At 41.0% G+C, this 16,829-nt stretch carries 15 protein-coding genes; 10 read left to right on the top strand and 5 right to left on the bottom strand.

All coding sequences use genetic code 11. The annotated features are described in order from the left end of the window. Nucleotides 1-48: 48 nt before the first annotated feature. The gene (locus tag ACRWQN_RS06735) at nt 49-459 is read left to right on the top strand and encodes a nuclear transport factor 2 family protein (protein WP_226416005.1); all 411 of its coding nucleotides are present in this window, start codon (nt 49-51) and stop codon (nt 457-459) included. Nucleotides 460-549: 90 nt separating this feature from the next. On the opposite strand, the gene tyrS is transcribed toward ACRWQN_RS06735, so the two are convergent. Continuing rightward, nucleotides 550-1,746, bottom strand: a complete 1,197-nt coding sequence (gene tyrS, locus ACRWQN_RS06730; RefSeq protein ID WP_226410732.1) for a tyrosine--tRNA ligase — start codon at nt 1,744-1,746, stop codon at nt 550-552. Nucleotides 1,747-1,880: 134 nt separating this feature from the next. Here tyrS and ACRWQN_RS06725 point away from each other — a divergent pair, with 134 nt between their 5' ends. The 4 genes from ACRWQN_RS06725 (at nt 1,881) to ACRWQN_RS06710 (ending at nt 5,762) form a co-directional block, all read left to right on the top strand. After that, nucleotides 1,881-3,353 carry a peptidoglycan DD-metalloendopeptidase family protein gene (locus ACRWQN_RS06725; protein ID WP_434940266.1) on the top strand — a complete coding sequence of 491 codons (1,473 nt, stop codon included), beginning with the start codon at nt 1,881-1,883 and terminating at the stop codon, nt 3,351-3,353. A gap of 102 nt (nt 3,354-3,455) precedes the next feature. Next, nucleotides 3,456-4,568: an anhydro-N-acetylmuramic acid kinase gene (locus ACRWQN_RS06720; RefSeq protein ID WP_434940265.1), complete on the top strand. Its 1,113-nt coding sequence runs from the start codon at nt 3,456-3,458 to the stop codon at nt 4,566-4,568. 272 nt (nt 4,569-4,840) lie between these two features. Next, entirely contained in the window at nt 4,841-5,227 is a 387-nt protein-coding gene (locus ACRWQN_RS06715) for a DUF2750 domain-containing protein (protein WP_235086055.1), read from the top strand. A 4-nt stretch (nt 5,228-5,231) separates the two neighbouring features. After that, nucleotides 5,232-5,762, top strand: coding sequence for a hypothetical protein (locus ACRWQN_RS06710; RefSeq protein WP_434930293.1), 531 nt, complete (start codon nt 5,232-5,234; stop codon nt 5,760-5,762). A gap of 86 nt (nt 5,763-5,848) precedes the next feature. On the opposite strand, the gene erpA is transcribed toward ACRWQN_RS06710, so the two are convergent. Beyond that, on the bottom strand, nt 5,849-6,199 hold the full coding sequence (erpA, locus tag ACRWQN_RS06705) for an iron-sulfur cluster insertion protein ErpA (protein WP_226410737.1): 351 nt from the start codon (nt 6,197-6,199) through the stop codon (nt 5,849-5,851). 94 nt (nt 6,200-6,293) lie between these two features. After that, nucleotides 6,294-7,016: a DUF6776 family protein gene (locus ACRWQN_RS06700; RefSeq protein WP_434928542.1), complete on the bottom strand. Its 723-nt coding sequence runs from the start codon at nt 7,014-7,016 to the stop codon at nt 6,294-6,296. 63 nt (nt 7,017-7,079) lie between these two features. Between ACRWQN_RS06700 and ACRWQN_RS06695 the strand changes: the two genes are divergently transcribed. The 5 genes from ACRWQN_RS06695 (at nt 7,080) to nhaD (ending at nt 13,949) form a co-directional block, all read left to right on the top strand. Beyond that, entirely contained in the window at nt 7,080-8,804 is a 1,725-nt protein-coding gene (locus ACRWQN_RS06695) for a chloride channel protein (RefSeq protein ID WP_434928541.1), read from the top strand. 9 nt (nt 8,805-8,813) lie between these two features. Beyond that, nucleotides 8,814-9,923, top strand: a complete 1,110-nt coding sequence (locus ACRWQN_RS06690) for a glucosaminidase domain-containing protein (RefSeq protein WP_434940264.1) — start codon at nt 8,814-8,816, stop codon at nt 9,921-9,923. A gap of 121 nt (nt 9,924-10,044) precedes the next feature. After that, on the top strand, nt 10,045-11,064 hold the full coding sequence (locus tag ACRWQN_RS06685; protein WP_226410741.1) for an aspartate carbamoyltransferase: 1,020 nt from the start codon (nt 10,045-10,047) through the stop codon (nt 11,062-11,064). A 27-nt stretch (nt 11,065-11,091) separates the two neighbouring features. Continuing rightward, on the top strand, nt 11,092-12,378 hold the full coding sequence (hemL, locus tag ACRWQN_RS06680) for a glutamate-1-semialdehyde 2,1-aminomutase (RefSeq protein WP_434940263.1): 1,287 nt from the start codon (nt 11,092-11,094) through the stop codon (nt 12,376-12,378). Nucleotides 12,379-12,701: 323 nt separating this feature from the next. After that, nucleotides 12,702-13,949, top strand: coding sequence for a sodium:proton antiporter NhaD (gene nhaD, locus ACRWQN_RS06675; protein WP_434940262.1), 1,248 nt, complete (start codon nt 12,702-12,704; stop codon nt 13,947-13,949). An 82-nt stretch (nt 13,950-14,031) separates the two neighbouring features. On the opposite strand, the gene ACRWQN_RS06670 is transcribed toward nhaD, so the two are convergent. Further along, on the bottom strand, nt 14,032-15,126 hold the full coding sequence (locus ACRWQN_RS06670) for a general secretion pathway protein GspB (RefSeq protein ID WP_434940261.1): 1,095 nt from the start codon (nt 15,124-15,126) through the stop codon (nt 14,032-14,034). Next, nucleotides 15,126-16,796 (bottom strand): AAA family ATPase, encoded by a 1,671-nt coding sequence (locus ACRWQN_RS06665; protein WP_434940260.1) that lies wholly within the window; start codon nt 16,794-16,796, stop codon nt 15,126-15,128. The genes ACRWQN_RS06670 and ACRWQN_RS06665 overlap by 1 nt, the downstream gene beginning before the upstream one ends. Between the last annotated feature and the right edge of the window lie 33 nt (nt 16,797-16,829).

Genomic DNA, 16,829 nt, shown 5'->3' with positions numbered 1-16,829 from the left:
CTATTTTGCTTGTTATTGAGTGTTCAAACTCATGCGAATATTGGTGATATGCCAGCTGAGCAACAGCTTGCAATTCAATATATTGAAGCCTATACCGACCACGATTTTAGAACGTTAAAACAGTTTTATACCCGTGAGAGCGTATTTTTTGATAAAACCGCTGGGGTAGAATATAAAGGCGAGCGCCAGATTATTGCTTTTCTAACCCGCGCCCATGAAGGTGTGCTTGAATACCGACTTAATATCGAGCATATGTTTAACAATGGTGCCATTGTGGTCATCATCGGCAGCTATAGCTTACGTGGTCCAGGGGATCAGTATGGCAAACCAGATAAAATTATTGATATAGCGGTTCCGGGGGTTACTACCCTAAAGTTTGATATGAAAACTCAACGCTTAATAGAACATATGGATCTGATGGATTACCAAACAATGGCCGATCAGCTGGAATCTCAATAAATAATTCACCTTAACCTTAAATTCAGACAATAAAAAAGGCTCCAAAGAGCCTTTTTGTTGTCTACACTGCGGTATTTTATACAGTGGCGTTTAATTAAGCACGACTTTAGCAAACTTGCGTTTACCGACCTGAACTACGGCTTCAAAACCTGCGTTAAACACTTGACGACTATCTTCTACTTTCTCACCATCAAATTTCACCGCACCTTGTTTTATCATCCGCATACCATCAGAAGTTGAGCCAACTAGACCTGCATCTTTAAGTAAGTTAGCAATCGCTAACCCCTCGCCAGCAGCAAGTGTTACTGTTTCAATATCTTCAGGAATCGCACCTTTTTGGAAGCGATTAATAAACTCTTGGTGAGCAGCTTCTGCTGCTGCTTCATCATGAAAGCGTGCAATGATTTCTTTGGCTAAGGTAATTTTAATATCACGCGGATTTGTGCCATTTTCCATATCAAGCTTGAAGCCTGCTATTTCTTCTAGCGGGCGGAAAGACAGTAATTCAAAATAACGCCACATCAAGTCATCTGAAATAGACATAATTTTGCCAAACATTTCGTTTGCAGGCTCACTGACGCCAATATAGTTGTGGGCTGATTTAGACATTTTCTTTACACCGTCTAAACCTTCAAGCAGAGGCATCATAATCACAGTTTGTGGTTTTTGACCTTCTGCTTTTTGTAATTCACGTCCCATAAGTAGGTTAAACTTTTGGTCGGTGCCACCTAGCTCAACATCGGCTTGTAATGCTACTGAATCGTAACCTTGCAATAGTGGGTACATAAATTCGTGGATCGCAATAGACTGTCCTGACGCATAACGTTTTTTAAAGTCATCACGTTCCATCATACGCGCTACCGTTTGCTGTGAAGCTAAACGGATCATTCCAGCAGCGCCTAATGGTTCTAACCAACTAGAATTGAACTCAATACGTGTTTTAGCCGGATCCAAAATCTTATAAACTTGCTCTTTATAGGTTTCAGCATTAGCAAGCACTTGCTCACGTGTTAGCGGCGGACGAGTGCTATTTTTGCCACTCGGGTCGCCAACCATGCCGGTAAAGTCACCAATTAAGAAAATGACTTCATGACCAAGCTCTTGGAAGGTACGCATTTTATTTAAAATGACAGTATGCCCTAGATGGATATCTGGCGCGGTTGGATCTGCGCCTAACTTAATCCTAAGTGGTCGTCCTTCTTTAAGTTTTTCAATGAGATCAGCCTCAAGTAAAATTTCATCCGTACCACGTTTGATCTCTGCCAACACTTGATCTAATTCAGCCATCTCTACTGCAACTCCTAGAGCGTAATCATTAACAAATAAAAATAAAGAGGACTATGTTACTTGTTAGCCACAGCAAATGAAAGAGTGTACACTTAGCCAATAACAACAAGAGTGAGAAATTGGTAACTGAGTCAATGGCAAAGCTGATTACATTATTTAAGTTGCTGCCTAAAGCACACCAAATAGCCTTAGCTACATTAGCTATATTTACTTCTATGATTTTGGTATTTCCATCAGAGGATGCACAAGCTTCTAAGCAGACATCATCAGATGAATTATCATTGCTAACAACCGACTCAGGTTCATCGGTGCCATTAGCTTTTAGAAACCCTAGCGCACCAAAAGTAGCAGATAAAAATAACCCACCATTATCAGCCCCAACAGCAGATGATGAAATTTTTGCTGCACATTTAAATACCCTGTCACCAGACTCAGAAGCAGACCAGGTGATTGACAATTTAGCTAGTGAGTTAGAAACCCAAAAGCAGGCAATTCAACAAGCCAATGAAGCGGCTGATCCTAATGCTCTGTATGCTGAATATTATGAAGTGGCAAAAGGCGATACATTAGGGGGGTTATTTAACCGTGCAGGCCTATCGGCTAAAGATGTTTACGACATCACTAGTTTACCTATCGCGAAAAAGAATTTACTTAAAATTATTCCAGGTGAAGAAATTGCTATCAGCAAGAATGCCCAGGGTGAATTAGCCGAGCTAAGTTACCGCATGGATAAAATATCGACCTTGGTAATTTCTAAAGCAAACGATAAATATCAAGAAGTGGTGAATAAGAAAAAATTAGAAACACGCCAATCATTTATTACTGCCAAAATTAAAAGCAATTTCTGGACAGCTGCTGCTGATGCAGGTTTGTCAGCAAATCATATTATGCAATTGGCTAACATCTTAGGCTGGGACATAGATTTTGCGTTAGATATTCGTAAAAACGACCATTTCTCACTTATTTTTGAACAAGAATATGCCGACGGCCAGTTTATTCGTACTGGCAACATTCTTGCGGTAGAGTTTGTAAACCAAGGCGAGCGCTATACCGCCATTCGCTATAAAGATGGCCAATATTACTCGGAAAACGGCAACAGTATGCGTAAACCATTTTTACGCTCACCCGTTGATTTTAAATACGTTAGCTCTAACTTTAACCCAAGACGACTGCATCCTGTAACAGGTCAAATAAAAGCCCACCGTGGTGTAGATTATGTTGCGGCTATTGGTACCCCAATTAAAGCTGCGGGGCGCGGTAAAGTGGTTGAGGCGGGTTATAATCAATTTAATGGTAACTATGTGTTCATTAAGCACAATGATACCTATACCACTAAGTATCTGCATTTAAATGCTCGTAAAGTTAAACGTGGCGATATGGTAAAACAAAGCCAAGTAATTGGAACTCTAGGACGCACAGGTCGCGTGACTGGCGCGCATTTACACTACGAGTTTATCGTCAACGGTGTACATAGAAACCCTAGAACAATTAATCTGCCCAAGTCTGAACCTATCGAACGCAGTGAAAGAGGCAAGTTTGCAAATGTAAGCAAGCTATTAATGGCTCAACTAAAATCACACCAAACACAAATGGTTGCCAGTAACTAACGCACTCAATAATCAGCTTTCAATTTATTAACCAATATAAGCGTTAACGACTAACCTTATATTGGTTAAGCATCACTTTTACCTCAATTAAGGAAATTTTTCATGTCTGAGCCAGAATATTATATTGGTCTTATGTCCGGTACGAGCATGGATGGTGTTGATGCAGTATTAGTTGATTTTAGTCACGGTTATCCGCAACTTATTAGTGCTCATACTGAAGAAATTCCGGGACATTTACTCAGAGGTCTACAACGTCTTTGCCAACCCTCAACCGATGAAATCAACCGCTTAGGTCGGTTAGATCGCAGTATGGGTTTGTTATTCGCAAAAGCCGTTAATCAGCTACTAACCCATGCCAGTGTTAGTCCGAGCCAGGTTATCGCGATTGGCTCACATGGCCAAACGGTCAGACACATGCCTAATTTAGAAATGGGTTTTACCTTACAAATAGGTGACCCCAATACTATCGCCGTAGAGACGGGTATTGATGTTATTGCTGACTTTCGCCGCAAAGATATTGCATTAGGCGGTCAAGGCGCACCTCTGGTTCCGGCCTTTCATCAACAAATTTTTGCCAAACCTGATACCCGACGAGTCATTTTAAATATTGGCGGTATTGCCAATATCACCTACCTTCCGGGTGATTCTAATAAAGTTATCGGTTTTGACACTGGTCCTGGTAATAATCTGATTGATGCTTTTATCCAACAAGTCCAAGAACTCCCTTTTGATAAGGATGGTGAGTGGGCAGATTCAGGTAACTCAAACCCTGACCTATTAAAACAGCTTTTGTCTCATTCTTATTTCTCGTTAGCTTACCCTAAAAGTACTGGGCGCGAACTTTTCAACCAAGCTTGGCTTGAACAGCAGTTATCCGAATTTAGTCATTTAGACCAAGAAGACATTCAATCTACATTGCTTGATTTAACTTGCCAGAGCATAGCAAACGACGTTAATAAGCTGAGTGCCATAGGCGAGCTTTATGTTTGCGGCGGCGGCGCACTTAACAAAGCACTAATGCGTCGACTCGCCTTATTAGTACCTGGCTATAAGGTGGCTACCACAACAGACATAGGTATTGACCCTAAATGGGTTGAAGGATTTGCCTTTGCCTGGCTTGCCATGCGCTATCACCGTCAATTACCGGCTAATTTACCTGCAGTCACAGGTGCCAGTAGAGAAGCAGTGTTGGGCGGACGATACTCAGCAAAATAATGTGTCGTAATGCCTGTTTGATCTCACATGCTTAATTCAAAGTGGGTTATTTGAAATTGCATACCATCAATACTGTTTAAACAGACCAGATTTAGGCTAATTTTACCCCATCACATTAATCATTTTGTGCTCAACGTTCAATTCATAAAAGTCCGCATAACTGCGGACTTTTCTTTTTCAAATAATCCTGTCAGTGGTATCATGCGCCAATATTTAGTTTTTAATCGGCATACGCATAACTGTATTGCTGATTGCTGCCATATGAGAATCGCATGAGTATTAAACAAAAAAGTGTTGCCGAATTACTACAACTAACGCCTGAAGGCCGTTATGACTATATGATTGAGCAAGTCAAAAGTCACAAAATGATTTGGTCTTTGCAAGATAGTGATGGTTGCGTCATGCTAACCACTGAAGATGAAGACTGTATTCCGATGTGGCCATCAGAAGAAACGGCTGCACTGTGGGCTGTTGATGACTGGAAAGATTGCGAGCCATTAGCCATTCCCCTTGATGAATTTCAAGAGCGCTGGGTTAGCGGCATGGAAGATGATGATTTATTTATTGCAGTATTCCCAGTACAAGAAGATCTAGGTGTCGTTGTGCCACCTTTTGAAGTAGATCAACGCTTAACCTCTAAAGACACCACAAAGCATTAACCTTATGAATAATCCAATGGATGCTAAAGCCAAATTAATCAACGAGACAGCTGATGATATATCTTCGAAGGTTGATATAGAACAAGCCAAGGTTGATGAAAAGAGCAAACCTGATGTCATAAAACCTAAGTTGCCAAAGCGTTTAACGGCATTAATGTTGGTTTACACTGTGGCATCCATTAGCGGTTTAATGGCTGCGGGTTCTGTTTCAGAGTTAAGTGCCATGCTATGCCTGTTAACATTACTAATGGTTGTGGCGGTATTTGGTCGTCAAAAAGCAGCCCTGTATATGTTAAGAGGTTACAGCGCTTTGCAATTAGCATTTTACAGTTTTTTACCCGTACTCATGTATGACCCTGATAATTTAGTAGCCGGGCCAACAACAATGGACTTTGGGTTATTTCAAGCGGTAGTATCTGATTGGGTCATTTTTAGTGCGTTGATTATAATAGGTATAATACAGGTTTGGATTAGCTTTAATGCTAAGGTTAAGGCGTGGTTTAAACCACGGCAGAATATGAATATCATGAGTTAGTTCCAATAAGTAAATCCTAAGCACAAAAAAAGCCGTCTGATGACGGCTTTTTGTTTTCGTGCTAAGTATCAATCAATAAGATAGGCTTATACCGAGAAGCTTGCGCCACAACCACAGGTTGTTGTGGCATTTGGATTCTTAACGAAGAAGCGTGAACCTTCTAAACCTGATGTGTAATCCACTTCACCACCCATAAGATACTGCAAGCTCATTGGATCAACCACTAGCTGTACGCCTTGCTTTTCAATAGTGAAGTCACCTTCGTTTACTTTCTCATCAAAAGTAAATCCATACTGAAAACCTGAACAACCACCGCCGGTAACATAAACTCGCAGTTTTAATTCAGGGTTCTGTTCTTCTTCTAACAGCCCTTTTACCTTGCTCGCCGCCGCATCGGTAAATTGTATCGGCATTGCTGCATCAGTTTGTTCAGTCATTATTACCTCTTACTTCAATTTTCTGCTGCGAATTATCTAATACCTGACTGTTTTGTTCAAGTATTACCCGCGCTTCTTTTTTACAGCCTGTAACTTAAGTACCTGTTGAAACGATATCTTCAATATTATATACCTGCTCAACCACCCCGCCTTTAATACCACGGGCGGGCTTAACCTTCACTTTTATCCTAACACGCTGCAGGGTAAAGCCGTCCGGCAAAGTAACATCGACATCCATTATATGGAAATATTTAAAGTCGATATTATATTTTTTACCTGTCAATTTAGTTAAATTCAACTCAGATACTTGATTGTTTTGCACACCAATAAAATCAGCATCAATTGCCGCGGTTAAATTAGCTTGGCGTTTTTGTTGTTGAGTTAGAATAACTTTAAGCTGCTGTTGCTCTGGTAATATACCGCGGTTAAGCTCTACTCCATGAATTAAAACACCTTCAACCTCAGCATCTGGCACCATTAAGCTACGATAAAACGACAGCTCTTTTTCAAGACTTTTTTGATGAATTAATTGATCGCTAAACATTTTCTGCAAGTTTTTATTGGCTTCTTGTTCTATAGTTAGCGCAAGGTTACGACTGGCGAGCGCTTTGGCTTGCAGATCAAGTTCGAGTATAAGCTTACGTTTACCACTTTCACTATTAGGTGCAGCTTCAGGTGCAAATGACAACCATATTTGATGACATAGTGCACCAGTGATAAATGCAATGAGCACTAATGTAATTAAATAAGTGCTTGAAGCGCGCTTTTTACGCTCAATTACTTTTAACTTATCCAGTAAACGATGATAATTTAGCATTAGGTAACAAGCCCTTAATAAAATACAATGTCCAAGTTAACACAGGGAAGCAAGAGCATCACAGTGCAACTTAAACTCAACAAAGCTGCCATTATTCACGCCAAGAGGGCAACACGCAAATATCTGAATAATGAATTTCGCGATAAATTATCACAGGCGAAGATCAGTGTTCAATTATGTGCATTAGCATTACTGTTTGCGATTATTGCATCCAGTGTGATTATTCTATTCCGTTTACTGCTAGTTTGGGCAGATATTTACAGTCATACCGACGCCACCCACTTAAATAATATCCTTGTAGACTGGCGTACCTACCTGCCTTTAATTGGCGCCTTGCTCATTTGGTTATTATCGCTATTGGGCTCTAAGCGCTATCGCCGTATGGGCATAGCTTATGTGTTACATAGATTCAAAATGCATTACGGTAAAGTGCCACTTCAATCTGCTGCTGGACAATTTTTTCAAGCATTAATTGCACTCGTCACTAACTTCTCAGTCGGTCGTGAAGGCCCTGCGATTCATTTAGGTGCTGTGAGTGCCAGTGTAATGGCCGAGAAATTTAAATTACCTGACAACAGTGTCCGTATTATGTGTGCAAGTGGTATTGCCGCCGGTATTGCAGCGACCTTTAATGCTCCCTTAGCCGCAGTGCTTTTCGTATTTGAAGTGATTGTCAGAGAATATAAAATACATTACTTTTTCCCGATTATGTTGTCAGCCATTTGCGGTGCGGTATCAAGCCAAATTGTATTTGGTAATGTGCACGAATATGACCTGATTAACGTTATTCGTATTCCACTAGACCATTACCCTATTTTATTACTGGGCGGTTTGGGCCTAGGTTGCACCGCCGCACTGTTCAACCACACTTTATTAAAAGTCACTGCCACGGGCCAACATTGGCCATTAATATATCGGTTACTCATTGCGGGAACGGTTACCACCATCATTGGCATATTATTGCCCCAAGCACTCGGTTCAGGCGATTTAGCGATACACGAAGCCATTAGCGAATCACCTAGCTTATGGTTTTTAATCGCCTTATTGTTAGGCAAAATGTTAGCGACAATTGCCGCCATTGGTTTAGGTGTACCTGGAGGATTAATTGGCCCCTTATATGGTATAGGGGCTTTGGTTGGCGCTATTTTAGCCTTAATCAGCAGTGCTCTATTTCCATCTATTGCGCCCTATGTAGGTCTTTATACCGTAATAGGCATGACGGCTATGATGGGAGTATGTTTAAGTGCGCCACTTGCTGCATTAGTTGCTTTACTTGAGTTAACCAATGACGCCTCCATTATTTTACCGGCAATGTTTGTCACAATCCCCGCTTTTTTAGTTGCTTATCAAGGATTCAATACTAGCTCTATTTTTATTAAACAACTTGAAATAATGGGATTAGATTATAAAGTCGCGCCGATGAATCAGGGGCTGCAGAAAAAAGGTGTGCGGGTATTGATGAATAGGCGTTTCGTTGTAGTCAATGACGATAACGAATTATTACTTGAAGTATTAAAACGCGCCGAAGGTCGACCTGTGTTAGTCCGTAATGCAGAAGGCCAAATTGAAATGTTACGCTTAGAAATTCAGTCATTTGAGGATGCAACCACCCTATCCCGCCACCCAATGGTTGGCTTACCTGACTCAGCTACACTGAATGAAGCTTATGAAGCATTAGCGGCCAAACGCACAGGAGAAGTGTATATTTACCGTAACAGCCCTAACAATGTCATTGGCGTGATCAGCTGGGCAAACTTACTCCAAGAAATACGCTCCGGACAAGAATAGGCAAAATATATGAATATAATAAGCAAAAGAGCATGGGCATTTGTGTGTTTATTGGCCCTATTTATAGCAATTTATATCGCCATAATATCAGCAAAAAATACCACTTCAAAAAACGATACGCACGAGTCAGCTAAGCATATAGCAACCGTGGCAATAGAAATCGAAGCTAGCAATAATGATCAAACTTCCTCATTGGATATTCAGGTTGCACCTTTAACCGAGTTTACTGATAACTTACCCGATCAACTGCAAAATAGTTTTGCGTTAATCTCAGATAATCGCCCCACAAAAAAACCTAAAAAAGTGCTGGTATATTCTCTAGACAACATCAAAAATTTATTTGATTCGATTAACTATAACTCAAAAAGTTGGCAGCAAGGTAATCGCGAAGTTCCTCGTTTGACCTTCGAAACCGTCACTGAAAAATGGCAGCAAAACGCCCATAACATTCCGGTTGATGAAAAGAAAATGATTTTCTTCCGCCTAATGGCACCCCTCATTTTACTCAGTAATGAAAAAATGTTGCTAGAACGGCGATATATTGAAATTAGCGCTAACGATGACGACACAGTATTGAAGTTAGCTCAAAAATATAAAGTCATCGACTCAACCGCATTAGAGAGCAAGACAACTCTAACCGATGAACAAAAAGCGACTCTACTTAATAGAGTTGATATTGTGCCGCCTTCGTTAGTCTTAGCACAGGCAGCGGAAGAAAGTGGCTGGGCAACCTCACGTTTTACCGTTGAAGGTAACGCTTTTTTTGGCCAATGGGACTTTAGCGGTAACGGTATGATGCCTAAACAGCAACGCACAGAATTAGGTAATTACGGTATCGCGCGTTTTGATTCGCCACTTGAATCCGTTATAGGTTATTTAATCAATATCAACACCCATGATGCCTATCAAGAACTGCGTAATTTACGCGCTAAATTTCGGCAAAACAATCAACCCATTACCGGTCTTGAACTTGCTGGTACATTAGATAAGTATTCTGAACGTGGTCATGCTTATATTGACGGTCTGCGCAACATGATTAGCTACAACCAATTAGAACAAGTAGATGAGGCCTATTTATCTGACGATGATCCCATTCATTTGATGACAGGTAATCCGTAAGCTAGTTTATCTGTACAAAATAGTCTGCTACAATTTCGTCTCAGCCCCCCTACATAACTTGGGTAGATTAGCTGCTTCCAAAAGTCAGTGATTTACCCCCTAAACATTGGAAATTAGGCTGATGACTCAGTTCGAAGGTTCGCATATCCTTTCCGTAAACCAGTTAAATCTGGATTCAATTGCCACTATTTTTGATGTTGCTAATAAAATGACCCCCTATGCTTTGCGTGAAAAACGCACCAAAGTATTAGAAGGCGCGATTCTGGGTAACTTATTTTTTGAACCCAGCACTCGAACCCGTGTCAGCTTTGGTTGTGCATTTAACTTACTAGGCGGACATGTACGTGAAACAACAGGAATGGCGTCTTCCTCACTATCTAAAGGTGAATCCTTGTATGACACTGCTCGCGTGTTATCGACCTATTCTGATGTGATCGCCATGCGCCACCCAGATGCCTACTCAGTAAAAGAGTTTGCTGAAGGCAGTCGAGTACCGGTAATTAACGGGGGTGACGGACCAAATGAGCACCCGACACAGGCATTACTGGATTTATTTACCATTAAAAAAGAACTCAGCCATTCAGGCATGGGCATTGATGGTATGCATATAGCTATGGTCGGTGATTTAAAATACGGCCGTACAGTGCACTCGTTATCACGTTTACTTTGCATGTATAAGAACATTCAGTTCACATTAATTTCACCCACTGAATTAGCAATGCCTGATTATGTGATCACCGACATTGAAAATGCTGGCCATAAGATCAAAATAACCGAACAACTTGAAGGTAATTTACATCAGGCGGATATTCTTTATCTAACCCGAATTCAAGAAGAGCGCTTCCCTTCGCAGGAAGAAGCCAACAAGTATCGGGGTAAATTCCGTTTAAATCACAATATTTACACCCAACATTGCAAGTCAAACACAGTGATCATGCATCCTTTGCCACGCGACTCTCGTGAACAGGCAAATGAACTCGACAATGATTTAAATAGTCATCCTAGTTTGGCTATTTTTCGTCAAGCCGATAATGGCCTGTTGATCCGCATGGCATTGTTTGCACTAACCTTGGGTGTTGAAAATCAACTCGAAAAATATGAGTGTCCAGTTAACTGGTATTCACGTAAAGCTGATCGTTAATCAGCGGCAATAAATTAAGGATTAAAAATGACCCGTTCCGAAACACTATTTGAACAGGCTAAAAAAACCATTCCAGGCGGCGTAAATTCGCCAGTTCGCGCATTCAACGGCGTTGGTGGTTCACCATTATTTATCGAAAAAGCCGACGGTGCTTATATCTATGATGCCGATGGTAAAAAATATATCGATTATGTCGGGTCATGGGGACCGATGATTTTAGGCCATAATCATCCTAAAATTCGCCAAGCAGTGTTAGCCGCGGTTGAAAATGGTTTATCTTTTGGTGCACCGACAGAACTTGAAGTCAAAATGGCTGAAAAAGTCATTTCAATGGTGCCATCAATAGAACAAGTTCGTATGGTCAGTTCTGGTACTGAAGCCACCATGAGTGCAATCCGTTTAGCACGTGGTTTTACTAACCGTGACAATATTTTAAAATTTGAAGGCTGTTACCACGGTCATGCTGACTGTTTGCTGGTTAAAGCAGGTTCTGGGGCATTAACCCTAGGACAACCAAGCTCTCCTGGTATTCCAGAAGATTTTGCTAAGCACACTTTAACCGCAACCTATAACGACCTTGATTCTGTGCGCGCTATATTTGAGCAGAACCCAGAAAGTATCGCTTGTATCATCCTTGAGCCCGTTGCTGGCAACATGAACTGTATTCCGCCTGTAGAAGGTTTCCTACAAGGCTTGCGTGCTATTTGTGATGAATTTGGTGCGTTACTTATTATTGATGAAGTCATGACGGGTTTCCGCGTCTCTATGAGCGGTGCACAGGGTCATTACGGCGTAACGCCAGATTTAACCACACTAGGTAAAGTCATTGGCGGCGGCATGCCTGTAGGCGCATTTGGTGGCCGTAAAGACATCATGCAGTTCATTGCTCCAACCGGCCCTGTCTATCAAGCTGGTACCTTGTCTGGTAACCCTATTGCAATGTCAGCAGGTTTAGCCCAAATGGATGCATTATGTGAGCCTGGTTTATACCAAGCGCTTGCAGATAAAACTAAACGCGTGGCTGAGGGCTTCAAAGCTGCTGCAGACAAGCATGGTATACCATTAAATATTACTTATGTAGGCGGCATGTTTGGTTTCTTCTTCACTGAAGATAAAACGCCAATGACCTCATTTGCCCAAGTGACAAAATGCAACATGGAGCACTTCCGTCATTTTTATCATGCGATGTTAGATGAAGGTATTTATTTGGCGCCAAGTGCTTATGAAGCAGGCTTCATGTCAATGGCCCATGGTGATGCTGAAATTGAATATACTCTAGCCGCGGTTGACCGTATTTTTGCGGCAATGAAATAAATCAGCCTCATTGTCTAAGCCCATTTTAACTTGGGTAGACTGCTGATAACAAAAATAGGATAAATAACTCAGTTATTTATCCTATTTTTTTCTGTCTTAACAAATTCCTACTGCTTTTTACTTTAATCATTTTTTATTCGCTACTTTGGTCGATTATTGACAAAAATAACTATGATCTCAGTTGCGAAATTCCCTGTTGTGTGATTTGATCGCACCGCCATACCGGAAGCTTAATTTAACCTTAAAACAGGCCTAAATTAGGTTAGCAAAAATTCACGGTAATGATGTTGATTACCTACAACACAAAAGTTGGAATTGCAGTCATGCTACACACATTTCTTATCTCACTTGCGGTACTTGCATTATTAAGTATCGTGCTTGAAGAAGTTACCCATATCAATAAAGCCAAGACAACCTTGTTTTTAGGCTGTATTTCCTGGATAACCTTATTTATTGCAGCTCAGACCCCTGAGAAAACAGCTATTATCTCAGCAGAATTAAATGAAAACATATTAGAAATTGCCACCTTATGGCTCTTTTTAATGTCAACAATGACTTTTGTGGCCTATCTGAATGCCAAAGGCATGATCCAAATGGTAGTACAAAAAATATTCCCGCAGCAGGTTTCTGTTCGATTGCTAATGGTACAAGTGGGTTTTTTCTCACTCATACTCTCAACATTTTGTGACAACGTCACCGCGACCTTAGTGTCATTAGGCTTATTAACAACCTTTAACCTAGACAGCCAAATGCGTCGTCGTATGGCTGTGTTAATTATTTTTGCGGTTAACTCAGGTGGTGTGGCGCTTATTACGGGCGATGTAACTACCTTGATGATTTTCCTCGCTGGTAAAGTGCATATTTCAGAGCTGCTAGTGCTGTTAATTCCTGCTTCTGTAAGCGTATTGCTCTTGGCGGTATTATTCTCTTTAAAAGCAGAAGGCTCTGTTAGCACCACACCCGTCACACAAACATACCAAACCATTGACATTATCATAGGGTTAATCTTTTTAACCACAATCGTGCTTACTATGGTGTTAAACGTGTTATTTGGCATTCCGCCGGTACTGACTTTCTTAGCTGGTTTATCTGTGATGTTTTTAGTGGGCCGCAGCAGCAAATCTAAAGATGAAGAAGTACAGATTTTAGAATACATTCGTCAAGTCGAATTTGATACTCTGTTATTCTTCCTTGGTATTTTATTACTGGTCGGTATGCTTAAAGAAATTGGTACATTACAATTATTGACTGAAGTCTATTCAATGTATGACCCCAATATTTCTAACTTCTTTGCCGGTGTAGGTTCTGCAATATTAGATAACGTACCGTTAACGGCTGCTTTACTAAAAGCGGATCCTATTTTAACAACCTCACAGTGGCTAGGGTTAACCTACTCAGTTGGTGTGGGCGGATCGTTATTAGTGATAGGTTCGGCGTCGGGTATCATTGCGATGAGTAAAGTAAAAGAACTGACTTTTGTCAGCTACTTGAAATACGTCCCAGCATTATTCCTTTGCTATTGTATCGGATATTCCCTGACATTATTTTTAGCTAATCATCTGCATGGCTAATATTAGGTGCAGTCAGTTTTAATTAACTTACTTCTCAATAAAAAAGGCGCTCTAAGCGCCTTTTTTATTGTGACATAACGACTTATATCGCCGGCACTTTAAACTCATTTCCGTTAATGTCTAAGATAATATCCCTTGGACGAATTTCAATAATTGTTAATTTTCCTTGGATCATGTCACCCTGTTGTAACTCTTTTCCATCAACATTTAACCAACGATTATTAGGGTCGCTTGAATACACATGAGCAACAATATTAAATTCAGGCACGCTAAGCTGAACACTGGCTGGCAGATCACCGTATTTCGGAATACCTTGTGGCTTGGTGTGAGGAATTGGGTCTAATTTGGCTTCAGTAACATCTTTGTTTGCTGATTGCTCATACTCAACATCTTTCAATGCCGCCGCAAAAGCATTTGCTAGATTACTGTCACGATTAGCATCACGGCTGGCATCGCGACTACTCTCAGATTGACGCACCGATTTAAAATCCACTTCATTGGCAGCCATATTAACTTGTAACTTCAACGCTTCTAATTCTTTTAATCCGCGCTGATTAGCATTAGCCCCTAAAATAATTGGCTCAATCTCTTCAATATCATTGTTTTGAATCACATTAGACTGCTGATAAGCCTGCTGTAATTGTTGATCGTACTGCTGACTAAGTTGTTGTAATTGAGTTAACGACAACTGCTTATCATCCATATTAGTCCCTTGCTGGGAGCTATCATTAAATGAGTTAGTTGATGCTTGATACATCAAGCTAGGTTGCGAGTCTTCAATTGCTACAGCTGCCAATAGAGGCTTAGCCATAGGTAATGCGACCTTACCCGCTAAACTAAACTCTTCACTAACATTGGCCTCGGGCATCACTTCCAAAGCTTGTGACACAACAACTTGCGGAGCGGATTTTTGTTGCGCAGTAGCAGGCCGAATAGCGGCTTGTTGAGTGTTCTCGTTAACTATTTGAGGCCGCTTATGAGATGCATCCAACAAAGTATCTAACGCCCACGCGCCTACAATTGCCGATGACACAGCGACTCCAAGAAGAGTTAACTTCATAATCATTGGTCGCTTGGGTTTAACCGATGGCAAAACCGGACGCGGTGTCATTATCGCGTCATGCACACCCGTAGATTGTTGTTTTTGCTTACTTACAGCATCTAATAGTATTGACATTATCGGCGCTCCGCCGCGGTCAATCTTGGTCCAGTTTGGCTTAAATATAAGTTGATTTGGACTAATGTTTGACTACCGGCTATGCCATCGGACTTTAAACCATGCAAACGTTGAAACGACATTAAGTGCTGCTCAAGCTGACTATCAAACTGATTGATTAAACGTGCAGGGCGCTGTTCAATCATCGCCAAGCTATTTTCTAACCACTGCACTTGCGCTATGGGTGAGCTTTGACCTATTTCTCTTGGCATCGCTTGCTCCGACTGCCACAGTATTTCAAACGTGCCACTAAAGTGGCGATCAAACCAATCCTTACCAACCCAAAACTGTTGCTCGCCCAATTGCAGTAAAATTTGCTCATATTGGCGCTCAACAATCACGCCATAAAAAGGCGTGATTTTTGAATCTTGCAAATAAACGACCGCAGGATAATTAAGACGCATAATGCTATTCCAATTACCTTGTTGCTGGTAACACGTTAATCCTTGTTGCAGCGCAGCCTGACACGGCGATAATTCACTGATAGGCTGCATACCCCATAAACCAAATAATGCCGCAAACGCCACATCAATATTTTGGCTTTGCATCATAGCTTGCTGCATCACCCGTTGTTCTGCATTCAATGCACCTGTATTGGTTGGCACAACTGGAGGCGATACTTGTGCAGTCTCTGAAGTCGGTAATTCAGCCAATGCCTGCTGAGCTTGGTTTTGAAGTGCGGGCGTATTAACCGCTGAGGTTGTCACCTCTGAGGCAACACTTATATCTTGACTACTTTGATTAAATAGATAAAAAGCCCCCGCAAAAGACACTAATGCAGCTGCTGCAATTACACCATACCAAAGCTTATTATGACTTTCTTCTATATCACCTAAAACTTCCTCAGCGGCTTGATCAACCATTTTATGATCAATCGGCACTTTTGATTGGCCGTAACCCGCCATTAATGCCCTTTCACACAACAGGTTAGTTAAGCGTGGAATACCACCACTATAGTGATGTAATCTTCGGATAGATTTAGCGGTAAACAAAGGCTCATGTCGTCCAGCCACTTGTAAACGATGCTGAATATAAAGAGCTAACTCAGCCCCATCTAAGGGCAAAAGATGGTAGCGAGCGGTGATCCGCTGTGCCAGTTGGCGTAAGTCTTGGCGTTTCAGTAATTGTTGTAATTCAGGCTGGCCAATCAAAATAACCTGTAATAATTTTTTGGTATCGGTTTCAAGGTTAGTCAGTAATCTGAGCTGCTCTAATACCTCAGAACGTAAATGCTGTGCTTCATCAATAATCAATACTGTATTGCGGCCATTTTTATGATTATTCAATAAATACTGACTTAATAAATCAGTCAGTTTTTTTATACTCGGATTATCAGCATAGGTAATTCCCAGTTCATCACATAAAGTCGCTAATAACTCTTGCTCAGTTAACGAGGGATTAAGAATAAAAGCGGTATCGGTATTATCAGGTATTTGTTGTAATAAACACCTTGATACCGTGGTTTTTCCGGTACCTACCTCACCTGTTAACAATACAAAACCACCGGTTTCGCCTAAGCCGTAAGTTAAGTGAACCAAAGCCTCTCGATGACGATCACTTAAGAACATGTAATGCGGATTAGGAGCAATGGAAAATGGATTATCATTTAATCCATAAAAAGCTTTATACATACTACTTAGCACCCTTAACAAAAACTGACGGCT

It is taken from the genome of Shewanella sp. HL-SH8 (genome assembly GCF_051165765.1).
GTDB lineage: Bacteria > Pseudomonadota > Gammaproteobacteria > Enterobacterales > Shewanellaceae > Shewanella > Shewanella glacialimarina.
Note: the sequence above shows the minus strand (reverse complement) of the source record. Positions and strands in the feature narration are given on the sequence as shown.

Excerpts from the sequence above, each read along its gene's own strand:
- ACRWQN_RS06735 (WP_226416005.1), top strand. The coding sequence starts at position 49 with ATGCCAGCTGAGCAACAGCTTGCAATTCAATATATTGAAGCCTATACC.
- tyrS (WP_226410732.1), bottom strand. The coding sequence starts at position 1,746 with ATGGCTGAATTAGATCAAGTGTTGGCAGAGATCAAACGTGGTACGGAT.
- ACRWQN_RS06725 (WP_434940266.1), top strand. The coding sequence starts at position 1,881 with ATGGCAAAGCTGATTACATTATTTAAGTTGCTGCCTAAAGCACACCAA.
- ACRWQN_RS06720 (WP_434940265.1), top strand. The coding sequence starts at position 3,456 with ATGTCTGAGCCAGAATATTATATTGGTCTTATGTCCGGTACGAGCATG.
- ACRWQN_RS06715 (WP_235086055.1), top strand. The coding sequence starts at position 4,841 with ATGAGTATTAAACAAAAAAGTGTTGCCGAATTACTACAACTAACGCCT.
- ACRWQN_RS06710 (WP_434930293.1), top strand. The coding sequence starts at position 5,232 with ATGAATAATCCAATGGATGCTAAAGCCAAATTAATCAACGAGACAGCT.
- erpA (WP_226410737.1), bottom strand. The coding sequence starts at position 6,199 with ATGACTGAACAAACTGATGCAGCAATGCCGATACAATTTACCGATGCG.
- ACRWQN_RS06700 (WP_434928542.1), bottom strand. The coding sequence starts at position 7,016 with ATGCTAAATTATCATCGTTTACTGGATAAGTTAAAAGTAATTGAGCGT.
- ACRWQN_RS06690 (WP_434940264.1), top strand. The coding sequence starts at position 8,814 with ATGAATATAATAAGCAAAAGAGCATGGGCATTTGTGTGTTTATTGGCC.
- ACRWQN_RS06685 (WP_226410741.1), top strand. The coding sequence starts at position 10,045 with ATGACTCAGTTCGAAGGTTCGCATATCCTTTCCGTAAACCAGTTAAAT.
- hemL (WP_434940263.1), top strand. The coding sequence starts at position 11,092 with ATGACCCGTTCCGAAACACTATTTGAACAGGCTAAAAAAACCATTCCA.
- nhaD (WP_434940262.1), top strand. The coding sequence starts at position 12,702 with ATGCTACACACATTTCTTATCTCACTTGCGGTACTTGCATTATTAAGT.
- ACRWQN_RS06670 (WP_434940261.1), bottom strand. The coding sequence starts at position 15,126 with ATGTCAATACTATTAGATGCTGTAAGTAAGCAAAAACAACAATCTACG.
- ACRWQN_RS06665 (WP_434940260.1), bottom strand. The coding sequence starts at position 16,796 with ATGTATAAAGCTTTTTATGGATTAAATGATAATCCATTTTCCATTGCT.